At 72.1% G+C, this 12,657-nt stretch carries 9 protein-coding genes; 4 read left to right on the top strand and 5 right to left on the bottom strand.

What is annotated here, in order from left to right; translation table 11 throughout:
- Positions 1–400 precede the first annotated feature (400 nt).
- Together ACBJ32_RS07235 and ACBJ32_RS07240 are read left to right on the top strand one after the other, a co-directional pair.
- Entirely contained in the window at positions 401–1,519 is a 1,119-nt protein-coding gene (locus tag ACBJ32_RS07235; RefSeq protein WP_375126044.1) for a globin domain-containing protein, read from the top strand.
- A 98-nt stretch (positions 1,520–1,617) separates the two neighbouring features.
- The gene (locus tag ACBJ32_RS07240) at positions 1,618–3,084 is read left to right on the top strand and encodes a sialidase family protein (RefSeq protein WP_375126045.1); all 1,467 of its coding nucleotides are present in this window, start codon (positions 1,618–1,620) and stop codon (positions 3,082–3,084) included.
- A 76-nt stretch (positions 3,085–3,160) separates the two neighbouring features.
- Here ACBJ32_RS07240 and ACBJ32_RS07245 read toward each other — a convergent pair whose 3' ends face one another.
- Positions 3,161–3,922 (bottom strand): helix-turn-helix domain-containing protein, encoded by a 762-nt coding sequence (locus ACBJ32_RS07245; protein ID WP_375126046.1) that lies wholly within the window; start codon positions 3,920–3,922, stop codon positions 3,161–3,163.
- Positions 3,923–4,114: 192 nt separating this feature from the next.
- On the opposite strand from ACBJ32_RS07245, the gene ACBJ32_RS07250 reads away from it, so the two are divergent.
- Positions 4,115–5,194 carry a WD40/YVTN/BNR-like repeat-containing protein gene (locus ACBJ32_RS07250; RefSeq protein WP_375126047.1) on the top strand — a complete coding sequence of 360 codons (1,080 nt, stop codon included), beginning with the start codon at positions 4,115–4,117 and terminating at the stop codon, positions 5,192–5,194.
- A gap of 3 nt (positions 5,195–5,197) precedes the next feature.
- Positions 5,198–5,509 (top strand): hypothetical protein, encoded by a 312-nt coding sequence (locus ACBJ32_RS07255; protein WP_375126048.1) that lies wholly within the window; start codon positions 5,198–5,200, stop codon positions 5,507–5,509.
- A 41-nt stretch (positions 5,510–5,550) separates the two neighbouring features.
- On the opposite strand, the gene thyX is transcribed toward ACBJ32_RS07255, so the two are convergent.
- From thyX to ACBJ32_RS07275, 4 genes are all read right to left on the bottom strand, one after another.
- Positions 5,551–6,333, bottom strand: a complete 783-nt coding sequence (gene thyX, locus ACBJ32_RS07260; RefSeq protein ID WP_357884232.1) for an FAD-dependent thymidylate synthase — start codon at positions 6,331–6,333, stop codon at positions 5,551–5,553.
- 138 nt (positions 6,334–6,471) lie between these two features.
- Positions 6,472–9,078, bottom strand: coding sequence for a M4 family metallopeptidase (locus ACBJ32_RS07265; RefSeq protein ID WP_375126049.1), 2,607 nt, complete (start codon positions 9,076–9,078; stop codon positions 6,472–6,474).
- Between the two features lie 188 nt (positions 9,079–9,266).
- Positions 9,267–10,412: an amidohydrolase family protein gene (locus tag ACBJ32_RS07270; protein ID WP_357884228.1), complete on the bottom strand. Its 1,146-nt coding sequence runs from the start codon at positions 10,410–10,412 to the stop codon at positions 9,267–9,269.
- 45 nt (positions 10,413–10,457) lie between these two features.
- Positions 10,458–12,596 carry an anthranilate synthase component I gene (locus ACBJ32_RS07275; RefSeq protein ID WP_375126050.1) on the bottom strand — a complete coding sequence of 713 codons (2,139 nt, stop codon included), beginning with the start codon at positions 12,594–12,596 and terminating at the stop codon, positions 10,458–10,460.
- Between the last annotated feature and the right edge of the window lie 61 nt (positions 12,597–12,657).

The following is a 12,657-nucleotide window of genomic DNA, read 5'->3' on the forward strand; positions in this document are numbered from 1 at the left end:
GCCCCATCATGGCGCACTCCCTTTCCGATATGTCACCCCTCCCGAAGATCCCTTGCCTCCCCGCGCACGGGCTTTCCGCGATTCGCCCCGTTCCGTCTCCGGCGGCGAGGCGCGCCGCGCCGGGGGGACGCCCCACCGCGGTCGCCGGCGCGCCCGCCAACCGCGCCCGACCGCCGCGCGCGCTCGACCCGCAGAATACGAATATTATTTATCTTCGCCTTTCTCGACCGAAACTGCGCGAAATTGGTGGGAATCGGTTGTGACGCGTCATCAGTGGTGTAAGACTCAATTTTGAGCGCACGGGAATGGCCGGGGAGGGCCCCGCGCTCGCGACCCGGACTGTCAGGGAGGTGCAGGTCGAGACCGGAATGCGTTTCCGGTCAAAGGTGGGGCTGGATAGATGTCGTTGAATCCGCGTCTGGTCAAGGAGAGTTTCTCCGTCGTCGAACCCATGGCCGACAAGGCGACGGCCTACTTCTACGGCCGCTTGTTCGCCGAGAATCCACAGTTACGAGGCATGTTCCCGCCCGCCATGGACGTCCAGCGGGACCGGTTGTTCGGAGCGCTGACCCGGATCGTGTGGAGCCTGGACAGCCCGGACAGCCTGGCGGCCTTCCTCGGGCAGCTCGGCAGGGACCACCGCAAGTACGGCGTGATCGCGGAGCACTACACGGCCGTGGGCAACGCCCTGCTGGCCACGATCCGCCGGTTCGCGGCCGACGTCTGGAACCACGAGATCGAGGCGGCGTGGGTGTCGGCGTACACGGCGGCCGCCAACCTCATGATCGAGTCGGCCGAGTCGGACTCGGGGGTCTCCCCCGCCTGGTGGCTGGCGGAGGTCATCGACCACGAGATGCGTCACCGGGACATCGCGGTGCTCACGCTGCGGCCCACGCAGCGCCTGCCGTTCACGCCTGGCCAGTACGTCAACGTGCAGACGGCGCGCTGGCCGCGCGTGTGGCGGACGTTCTCCATCGCGAACGCGCCGCGCCCGGACAACACGATCAGGCTGCACGTGCGCTCGGTGCCCGGCGGCTGGGTCTCGACCACGCTGGCCGGCCACACCCGGGTCGGCGACACGCTCATGCTGGGCCCGCCGATGGGCACGATGGCGCCGCGCGAGCACAGCGTGCGCGACATGCTGTGCGTGGCCGGCGGCACCGGCCTGGCGCCGCTGAAGGCGATCATCGAGTCCGTCATCGCCTCCGGCCGCCGCCCCAACATCCACCTGCTGTACGGCGCCCGCACGGCCGCCGAGCTGTACGACCTGCCGGACCTGATCAGGATGGAGGCGTCCTTCCCCTGGCTGAGGGTGCTGCCGGTGGTGTCGGACCAGCCCTCCTACGACGGCATGCGCGGCAGCCTGCCCGAGGTGACGCGGCGCTTCCACTCGTGGGCCGAGCACGACGTGTACGTGTGCGGCCCGTCCTCCATGGTCAACGAGACCGTGCGCAACCTGCAGATCGACGGCGTGCCGCTGGCGCGGATCCACCGGGACATCATCCACGGCGAACACTGACCTGCCCGCCGCGAGAAGGGGCGGGTTGCGGATCGGGAGGTTGACAGCGGGCGCTGGACGGTGCCAAGTGGATGTTGACACGCCATGTGAGGTGAAACGTGCCATCGCCCGCCCGGCGCCGAGTAATCGGCGGACTCGTCACCGTCGTCACCGCGACCCTGCTGTTATCCCCGCCCCCCACCGCGGCGGCGGGCACGGCCTCGGAGGCCGTGCCGCTGACCGAGCTGGCGTCGGACGCGTACGCCAACAGCACCGCCCAGTACGGCACCTCGGCCGGGCCCGACACCTACCAGTGGGACTCGACGATCGTGACCGCCCAGCAGGCGGGCCGCTTCCACGACGGAGGGGCGTCCGGCATCGCGTTCGCGACGTCCACCGACAACGGCGGCACCTGGACGAAGGGCACGCTGCCCGCGATCACGGCGTTCGGCGGCGGCCCGTACGGGCGGGTCAGCGACCCGTCGGTGGCCTTCGACGCCGAGCACGGCGCCTGGCTGATCACCTCGCTCGCGCTCACCGACGCGGGCGGGCTCACCGGGGCGGCGGTGCTGACCAGCCGCTCCACCGACGGCGGCCTGACCTGGAGCACGCCGGTCACCACCGCCACCGGCGGCGACCTGGACAAGAGCTGGGCCGTCTGCGACAACGGCGCGGACAGCGCGTTCCGCGGCACCTGCTACGCGGTGTTCGACGACCACGCCGCGGGCAACGCGATCAAGGTCGCCCGCTCGGCGGACGGCGGCCTGACCTGGGCCGTGACCGGCACCTCCGCCAACGGCCTGGGCGGGCAGCCGGTGGTGCGGCCGGACGGCGCCGTGGTGGTGCCGTACCTGAGCGAGGGCGGCGAGATCCGCTCCTTCCGCTCCCGTGACGGCGGCGCGAGCTGGGGCGAGAGCGTGCTGGTCTCGCGGGTGCAGCGGCACACGGTCGCGGGCGGGCTGCGGGCCGCGCCGCTGCCGTCGGCCGAGGTGGACGCGGCCGGCACCGTGTACGTCGTCTGGCAGGACTGCCGCTTCCAGGTGCGGTGCGCGGGCAACGACATCGTGCTGAGCACGTCGGCCAACGGCACCCGGTGGGGCGAGGCGCTCCGGGTCACCGAGGACGGCGGCGACCACTTCATCCCCGGCCTCGGCGTGGACCGCGAGAGCTCCGGCGGCGACTCGGGCAAGGGGGCGCGGCTCGCGCTGGCCTACTACCGCTACCCCGACGCCGCCTGCGCGCCCGCCACCTGCCGCCTCACGGTCGCCTACACCTCCTCCACGAACGGCGGCGCGAGCTGGTCGCCGCCGCTGGAGCTGCACGCGGGCATGGCGCTGGACTGGCTGGCGAACAGCACGCAGGGCCGCACGGTGGGCGACTACATCTCCACCTCGGTGGTGCCGGGAGGCGGCGCCTTCCCGGCGTTCGCGGTGGCGGGGGCGCCGGCGGGCGGGGCGTTCAACGTACGGACGCACACGGTCACGGGCGGCTTACCGATCACGGGCGGGGAGCCGCCCACCATCGCCATCGAGGCGGCCGTCGCCAGCGGCGAGCCCCCTGCGGGCGCGTCCGTGACCGCCCGCTGACGGCCCTCCCCCCGGCGGAGCGCGTCCCGGCCTCCCGGCGTGCGCCACCCCTGGCGGCCCGCCACCGGGCTCCGGTCTAACCGGTTTTGCGGAACGCGGCGGCGGTCTCCTCGTCGCTCGGCCAGAACGTCTCGATGGCCAGCTCGGAGACCGTCACGTCCACCGGCGTGCCGAACGTCGCGATCGTGGTGAACATCGACAGCACCCGGTCCCCGGCCGCGATCCGCAGCGGCACCAGGATGTCGGCGGGCCCGGGCACGTGCGCCACGTTGAGGTCCACCCCCGGATAGGTGTAGGAGGCCAGCTCGTCGTGCAGCTCGGCGAGCTGCCCGTTCCCGGACATCTCGGCCTGCCTGCGGAGCTGGTGCAGCAGGTGGGCCCGCACCTCGGCCAGGTTCAGCAGCCGCCCGCCCATCGCCTGCGGGTGCAGCGACAGCCGCATCACGTTGATCGGCTCCCGCAGCAGCTCGGCGGGCACCCCCTCCATGAACATCGCCGCCGCCGCGTTCGCCGCCACCAGGTTCCACGTCGCGTCCACCACGACCGCCGGGTACGGCTCGTGCCCGGCCAGGATCTTGTCCAGCGCCTGCCGGACCACCTCCATCTCGGGGGCGCGTACCTCCCGCTCGGGGTAGACGGGCGCGAACCCGGCCGCCACCAGCAACCTGTTGCGGTGCCGCAGCGGCACCTCCAGCTCCTCGGCCAGCTTCATCACCATCTCGCGGCTCGGTCGGGCGCGGCCCGTCTCCAGAAAACTGATGTGCCGCGCCGACACCTCGGCCTCGATGGCCAGGTCGAGCTGGCTCACCCGCCTGCGCTGGCGCCACGACCGCAGCAACTCACCAAAGGAATCCTCATGTACGGCAACAGCTCCCATGCCGGACACGGTAGCGGGAGGAGGGAAGGGCCTCGATTACCCGCCAGGTAATGCGCGAGGCCCACGCCCTGCTTGCGCGGGGAATCTCCCAGTCCTCGGTAACTGTCGGTCCCGCGTGGCACGATGGCCGCAAGCCAACATGGGAGCGATGCTATGAGTGACGCAGTGGTCGCGATCGGCACCCGCAAGGGCCTGTTCCTCGCCCGCTCGATCGGCGGCGGCCCCTTCCAGATCGAGCCGATCCAGTTCTCCACGGTCGCGATCCCCTCGGTCGCGATCGACACGCGCGGCGCCACACCCCGGCTGCTGGCCGGCATCGAGTACGGCCACTTCGGCCCGTCCGTCATGTACTCCGACGACCTCGGCGCGACGTGGCAGGAGGCCGAGCGGCCGCCGATCGCGTTCCCCGAGAAGACCGGGGCGACGCTGACCAGGGTCTGGCAGCTCGCGCCGTCGCCGTCGGAGCCCGGCGTGGTGTGGGCGGGGGTCGAGCCGGCCGCGCTGTTCCGTTCCGAGGATCGCGGGGCCACCTACCAGCTCGTCGAGGGGCTCTGGGAGCACCCGCACCGCGAGCAGTGGCAGCCGGGCGGCGGCGGCCTGTGCCTGCACACGATCGTCAACCACCCCACCGATCCCGAGCTGGTGGCGGTCGCGGTGTCGGCCGCCGGCTTCTATCGCAGCACCGACGGCGGGCTGTCGTGGGAGGCGGCCAACAAGAACATCCGGGCCCCGTTCATGCCGGAGGGGCAGCAGTACCCGGAGTTCGGGCAGTGCGTGCACAAGGTGTGCATGCACCCGTCCCGGCCGGAGCGGCTCTACCTGCAGCACCATTTCGGCGTCTACCGCAGTGACGACTTCGGCGGGAGCTGGCACGACATCGGCTCGTCGCTGCCGTCGGACTTCGGGTTCCCGATCGTGGTGCACCCGTCGCGGCCCGACACGATCTACGTGCTCCCGCTGACGGCCGACATCGACCGCACGCCGGTCGGCCACCGCTACCAGCCGCACCGCAGCGACGACGCGGGCAGGACCTGGCAGGCGTTCTCGAAGGGGCTGCCCGAGGGGCCGGTGCACGCGACCGTGCTGCGTGACGCGATGACCGCCTCGGAGGCGGGGGTGTTCTTCGGCACCCGCGACGGCGAGGTCTACGGCTCGCGCGACGACGGCGAGACCTGGTCACTGGTCGCCGCCCACCTGCCCGACGTGCTGACCGTGCGTGCGGCGGTGCTCTAGCGCATGGTGTCGACACCGGTGACGATGGTGGTGTTCGTGCTGCCCAGCTCGCTGCGGAGGTGGGTGAGCGGGCGCACGGAGGTCAAGGTCTTCGCCGTCGGCGCCGACCGCGACTCGCCGCCCACCCTGGGCTCGGCACTGGACATGCTGCGGCGTACGCATCCGATGCTGGAGGAGCGGCTGCGCGACGAGTACGGGCGCATCCGCAGGCACATCAGCATGATCGTGTGCGGGGAGAACGCCCACGGGCTCGGCGGGCTCGACTGTGCCCTGCCCCCGGGCGCCGAGGTGTACGTGCTCCCCGCGCTGGCCTGACTGCTCGCCCGAGCGCGGGGTCGCGGCGCTCGGGCGGGCGCTCAGACCTTGCGCCAGCCGGGGATCCAGGCCCCGTCCTCGACGACGTAGTCGCTGAAGAGGGCGGGGGCCTCCTCGCGCATCAGCTCGCCGATGCGCTGGAACAGCAGGCGGATCTCCTCCTCCGCGCCGGCGGCGGTGCGGGCCTCGATCGTGTGCCGCAGCGTGCGCACGTTCGCGGTCCACACCAGCCCGGTCGCCAGGCCCTCGGGGGCGAACCTGCGCATGAACGAGGTGCGGTGCTTCTTCTCGGAGAACGGCACGCCCTCCTCGTCGAGCCCGAAGTGCCCGGCCATCCAGAGCTGGAACTGCTCGAGCTGCTCCAGCACGGCCGTGGCCCGCTTCATCAGCTCCTCGTCGGCCTGCGCCCACTCGGGGAACCAGAACGGCAGCTCGTCGAGCCGGACGAAGCGCAGCGACTCCTGCGAGATGGCCACGCCCGGACGGTGCCGGACCAGCTCGTGCGTCAGGACCCGGCTGACGTTGTGCAGCACGAAGCTGAAGCTGACGTGCTCGAGGACCGACCCGTGCGCGCTGGCCAGGATGTTGCGCAGGTAGTCGTCCTGGTTCTCCCTGATCCTGACCACGTTGGGGTTGAGGCCGGGCTCGAAGGAGCGGTAGCAGAGCCGGCCGGCGAACTCGGCGAGGTTCTGGGCGTCGAGGTCGCCGCGGTCGAGCCGCTCCAGCCAGCTCTCGCCACCGACCTCGCGCAGGTAGCGGGCCAGCTCGTCGTAGTCCAGGGACGGACGGGCGACGATGAAGACCTCGGGTTCGACTGTGCGCATGGGGAGCCCCCGCTCGGATCGGCAGTGTGACGGCCCAAGCAAACCAGGTCACGGCCCCGCGCGCGAGTCGGCGCCCGCCGCCCCCTCTCCATGGTCCGGCGGGCGCCTCACCAGGTCAGCGGCCTGGCGTGCCTCGCGTCAGCAGCGGACGGCGGGCCTGTCGCGGGCCACCAGGTCGGTGTTCCCGTCCGTGCCGTCGAGCCAGACGATCGTGCCGCTGTCCCCCACGGAGAAGTAGTCCTGCAGACCTCTGTTGCAGGAGTGGCGCTGCAGCGACCCGCCGGTGAGCGGCATCTGGAAGATCTTGGCCAGGGTGGCGTTCTCCAGCGTGTCGCCGTCGGGCCACGCGCCGATGGCGACTCTCGTGTCACCGGCGTGGAACCAGACGGGAGACGGAGCGGCCGGACCGTCGGGTACGAGGGCGGTCGTGCCGGTGCCGTCGGCGGCGGCGCGCATGACGGCGTAGCGGCCGTCGGCGTTGGTGTCGACCGTCCAGACGACGTGCCGGCTGAGCATGACCGGCAGGACGCTGTCCGAGGGCAGGCCTCCGGTGCCGGGCACCTCGGGGACGACGGTCTCGGTGCCGGTCGCCAGGTCGTAGATCGCGGGCGTGCTGTGGAAGGCGCCGCCTTCCTCCCAGACGCGGAGGTAGGCCAGCCTGCCGCCCTTGACGGACGGCATGTACCCGCTGACGCCGGCCGCCGCGGTGACCTTGACCGGCGCGGCGTCGCCCCGCTTGATCCAGATCTCCACCTCGCCGCTCGCCGGGTCGAGGCCTTCCCAGGCGATGGCCTCGCCGTCCACGTCCAGCTCGGTGACCAGGTCGGGCGCCTGGTGGACCAGGCGCGGCGGGCTGCTCGCGTCCAGCGGGCGGGCGTGGATCCGGAAGGTGGTCATCGCGGTGTCGTACGACGCCCAGACGGCCTGCTCGCCGTCGGTGGCCGGGTAGTAGTTCCACCGGTCGTCCTCCGACAGCGTCACGGGCTTCCCGCCGCGCACGCGCCCGGTGAGGATCCGGGACGGGGCCGCGCCGTCGGGCGAGGAGTTGGAGATCACGTAGCGGTCTCCGGCCACGTCGGGGATGGCGTTGAAGTCGGTGATGCCGTCGATGAGCACGCGGCTGTCGGTGCGGATGGCCCGCTCCCAGCCCGGCCTGATGCCGTGCCGCTCGAACGCCCGCGCGACCGTCAGCCGGTCGCGGGCGGACCAGCCGAGGTCGCGGGCGGCCGACTCGACGGCGCGGCGGCCGTCCGTGAAGTCGTCGAGCGGCGTCATGTACTCGGTCAGCGCCTTGTAGGCGAGCTTGTCGGCCTTCCGGCCGCCGAGCTGCTCCCTGACGTCCCACAGGGCGCCGGAGAAGATGGTGGAGTTGTAGTGCACGCCGCCGTTGTCGAAGGCGACGGTCAGGCCGAGGTAGTCCTCGGCGGCCACCCGGGCGTCGTCGAGGTCGCGGCCCGCGCACTCGGCGGGCGGCAGGGTCTTGCACAGGCCCTCGCCCAGCAGGCTCGCGTCGGGGTCGGTCATCGGGATGCCGAGCGCGTCCACCTGGATGGCGTTGCCGAAGTAGTCGGCCAGGCCCTCGTTGATGGCGCCGGACTGGCCGAGGTAGACCAGGTTCGCGCTGTGCTCGATGACGCCGTGGGTCATCTCGTGGCCGACGACGTCGAGGCTTGCGGCGAAGGAGTGGAAGTCGGGGCCGCCCCCGCCGTAGACCATCTTGGTGCCGTCCCAGAAGGCGTTGGCGAACGGCTCGCCCTGCACGGTGACGTTGACGACGGAGTACATGGTGCCGCCCCGGCCGTCGAGGCCGTCACGGCCGAGCCCGCGGTAGTACTCGTACACCTGGCCGGCGCCCCAGTGGGCGTCCACGGCGCCGCTCCCGGTGTGCTCGGGGCCGAAGACGGGGGTCGCCGAGCGGGCCAGTTCCGTGCCGGGCGGGATGCCGGGTTCGAAGAAGTCGAAGACGTCGCGGCCCTGGGCGTCGTAAGTGAGGATCTCGCCGGTGGTGCCGTTCCACATCGGGCGGGAGCGGTCGCGCAGCTCGTAGGCGCTGTCGGCGCGCTGGTAGGCCTCGAGCACGACGTCGCGGCCGTGCGCGGTCCGGCCGCTGCCCTCCACGGGGCCTTCCCTGCGCAGCCGGTCCACGGTGAACAGGGGGCGGCCGGAGTGGGCGTCCACGTACGCGTCGAGCAGCAGCGGCCGCCCGGCGGGCTGTCCAGCGGGCTGCCCAGCGGTCTGCCCGGTGGCGCGCCCGCTGAGCACGACGTGCCAGGCCAGCACGCCCTGGCCGCGCGGCACCACGACCAGCTCGCCGGCCTTCGCCGCGATCCGGGCCCGGGCGTCGCGCCGGCGCGGCATCAGGTTGCGGGCGATCTCGGCGGCGGTCTCCGCGGTCACGGCCGGGGTGGGGTCGACGTTCAGCTCGGTGAGGAAACGGCCGCCCGCGCCGACCACCTCGCGCCGGCCGCCTTCGGTGCGGAAGCGCACGAGGTAGTGCGCGCCGAAGACGGGCAGGCCGCGGTGGCGCTGGGCGAACCTGACCGTCTCGTCCCGGCCGTCCACGACGGTCTGGAGCGGGGCGAGGTCGGCGGGGTCGAGGTGGTAGCGCGGGTCGGCCAGGTGCGCCCTGGCCGCCGCGACGGGGTCGCCCGCCTGGGCGGGCTCGGACAGGCCGGACACCTCCGCGGGCGCCTGCGTGCCCGCCCGGCTCTCCACCTCGGGCGGCGGATCATCGGCCGCGGCCACCCCCGGTACGGATAAAGCCATGCATAAGGCAGCGACAAGGGTAACAGGACGCCAGGACACGACACCTCCAGGTGTGCGATGGTTTTCTGGCGCCCCGATCATCACCGGGAAATTGACAAAGAGACAAATCACAATTCGATCAATCCGAATTGGAATGATGGATTATCCGGCGATTTCGCATGCGGAGTTCACAATCGGTAGATCCGCCGGGCGTTGCCCGAGCCGATCATGTGAGCGATGCGCGCCGCGTCGGACGTGCTCCACTCCCCCGCCGCGATCCTCGCCTCCAGCGCCCCGCCCAGCGCCCGCCGGTAGGTCAGCGCGCCCAGGTAGCCGGTCTCGGCCAGGCCGCGGCAGCCCGAGCTGAACAGCTGCTTGTGGAAGGGCGCCAGCTCCAGCAGCTCGTCCATGACGCGGGCCGCTGCGGCGGCGCCGTGCGGCAGGGCCAGGCCGACGTCCACGTACACGTGCGGGAAGATCCCCGCCAGATGGGCGGCCTGGCGGTGGAACGGGTAGCAGTGCAGCAGGATCATCGGCACGCCGAGCGGTTGCAGCGCCCCGGCGAACGCGCTCAGCCTGGCCGGGTCGGCGCGGTGCGGCTCGCCCGCCTGCCCGCCGAACCCGGTGTGGAACTGGACCGGCAGCCCCCGCTCCCTGGCCACGTCCACCGCGCTCCAGAGCAGGAACCGCAGCAGCACGTGGTCGGTCAGCGGCTGCTTGGGGTCGGCCAGGCGCCGGTTGGCCGCCGCGATCACCGCCCCCCTGGCGGGGCGGGCGGGGTCGAAGTCGAGGCCGCACAGGGCGCCGATGACGGTCTTGAGCCCGACCGCCCTGGCGGCCCTGGCCGCCAGCTCCTCGCCCAGGTTGTCCAGGTAGTCCACGGCGAGCTCCGCGGTGGCGGCCACGTCGCGCTCGATGCGCTCGATGCGTACGAGCTCGTCGGCGGCGGCGCCGCCGTGCCGGCCCATCTCGGCGGCGGTCAGCACCTCCAGATCCTCGTGGGAGGCGTCCACCAGGAACGCCACCACGCCGGCGCCGGCCAGCAGCCGCCGGTTCACCTCGGCCGCCCCCAGCTCGGCGCGGCGGGCCAGGTAGACGGCCGGCGGCGCGTGCGGCTCCAGGTCGAGCAGCGGCGCGCACCAGCGGCGCACGGCCACGCCGAACGGCGTGTCGAAGTGGGTGGTGCCGGGCGGCGCGGGGCTGCCGCCCTCGCCGCTGAGCAGCTCGAACTGCGCTCTGCTCAGGTCGTCCCGCCGCACCCCGTGACAGTGATGGTCGACGAGCGGGGCGAGCAGCGCGTCACGCACCGTGCCGGGCAGGTCTACGGGGAGCATGCGGGAACTCTAGGGGAGCCCCGCACGCCCCCGCCCGGGTTTTGCCTACCTGCGGGACAGACGTAGCACGTTCGCGATGATCTTCGCGCCCGCGCCGCCCTCCTGGGTCAGGATCGACTCGGGGTGGAACTGCACGGCGAAGCGCCGCCGTGCGGGGTCCTCGATCGCCATGACGTTGCCGTCGGGCGTCAGCGCGGTCGGGGTGAATCCGACCACGCCGGGCCGCTTGGCGTGCAGCGAGTGGTAGCGGGCCGCGGTGAACTCCTCGGGCAGCCCCTCCAGCAGCGCGCTGTCGCCGAGCCTGCCGACCTGGCCACGCTTGCCGTGCTCGGGGTAGTCGAGCAGCTCCAGCGTGCCGCCGGCGTGCTCGACCATGGCCTGCAGGCCCAGGCAGACGCCGAAGACGGGCAGGTCGCGGGCGTAGACCTGGTCGAGCAGGGCGGAGATGCCGAAGTCGGTCGGCCAGCCGGGGCCGGGCGAGAGCACGACCAGGTCGGGCGCGATCTCGTCGAGCATGGCGACCGGGAAGCCGTGGCGCAGCGTCACGACGTCGGCGCCCTCCTGGCGGAAGTAGTCGGCCAGCGTGTTGACGAAGGAGTCCTCGTGGTCGACGAGCAGCACCTTCATGCCCAGGCCGGGCTGCTCCCTGGGCTCGGGCCCCTTCACGGCCTCGGGCTGGTTGACCGTGGCCAGGGCGCCGAGCAGGGCGCTGGCCTTGAGCTCGGTCTCGCGCTCCTCGGCCTCGGGGTCGCTGTCGAACAGCAGCGTGGCGCCGGCCCTGACGGTGGCGACGCCGTTCTTGATCTGCGCGGTACGCAGGGTCAGGCCGGTGTTCATGGAGCCGTCGAAGCCGATGAAGCCGATGGCGCCGCCGTACCAGCGGCGGGTGGTGGCCTCGTGGTCCTCGATGAACTGCATGGCCCAGGTCTTGGGCGCGCCGGTGACCGTGACGGCCCACATGTGGGTGAGGAAGGCGTCGAGCGCGTCGAACTCGGGGCGCAGCCGGCCCTCGATGTGGTCGACGGTGTGGATCAGGCGGGAGTACAGCTCGATCTGGCGGCGGCCGATGACCTTGACGGTGCCGGGGACGCAGATGCGCGACTTGTCGTTGCGGTCGACGTCGGTGCACATGGTCAGCTCCGACTCCTCCTTCACGCTCGAAAGGAGGGTACGGATGGCCTCGGCGTCCTCGACCGGGTTGCTGCCCCGGGCGATCGTGCCCGAGATGGGGCAGGTCTCGACACGGTCGCCGGTGACGCGGACGTACATCTCGGGTGAGGCGCCGACGAGGTGCTCGCCCTCGCCGAGGCTGATGATGAACTCGTACGGGGCGGGGTTGCTGTGGCGCAGGCCGCGGTAGAAGGCGGACGGGTCGGTGCAGGTGGCGTGGAAGACCTGGCCGGGCACGACCTCGAACAGGTCGCCGCGCTTGAACTTCTCCTTGGCGGCCGCCACGACCTTGGCGTACTCGCCCTTCTCCGGGTTCTTCGGCAGCTCGGCGGGCGTGACCGGCGGGGCGGAGGTGCCGGTGCGCTCCAGGCCGCGGGTGGTGGCGCCGTCGACGGTGAACTCGTAGCGGTATTCGAAGCTGGTCTCCCGCTGCCGGTCGATCACGACCAGCCGGTCGGGCAGGTGCAGCACGAGGTCGCGCTGGTCGTCGGGGCGGACGAGCTCCTGCCTGATGGGCTCGAACTGGAAGGCCAGGTCGTAGCCGAAGGCGCCGTAGAGCCCGAGGTGCGGGTCGTCGCCGGCGAAGGCGGCGATGACCTCGCGGATCGCGGTGAACACGGTGGGCCTGCGGCTGCGCATCTCCTCCGGCAGCAGGTCCGCGGGGTCCTTGCCCGGCTCCGCCACGAACACCTCGACGCGGTCGGCGGTGGGCTCGGTGACCGGCTTGCCCGCGGCCAGCAGGCAGGAGGTGACGGCGGGCAGCACGACCCTGCCCCGCTCGTTGAGCGCGGTGGCCGAGATGTTGCGGCCCTTGGCGACCAGTTCCAGGCACGGATCGACGTAGCCGAACGCCCATCGGCTGTAGCGGCCCGGGTAGTCCATGCCGGAGGAGAAGGCGCCGCCGCGCCGCTCCGACAGGGCCGTCACGATCTCTTCGAGGGCGGCCTCGTCCACCTCGCGTGTCTCGCGCTCGACACCGATGCCCCCGGCGGTGGTATATCCGCTCGTCTCCACTTGCTGCCCCTTTACCACATCAAATGATCGAGCCCCGGGGCGGACACGAGAAAGGCCGCCT

This window comes from Nonomuraea sp. GTA35, from assembly GCF_041950525.1.
Classification (GTDB): Bacteria; Actinomycetota; Actinomycetes; order Streptosporangiales; family Streptosporangiaceae; genus Nonomuraea.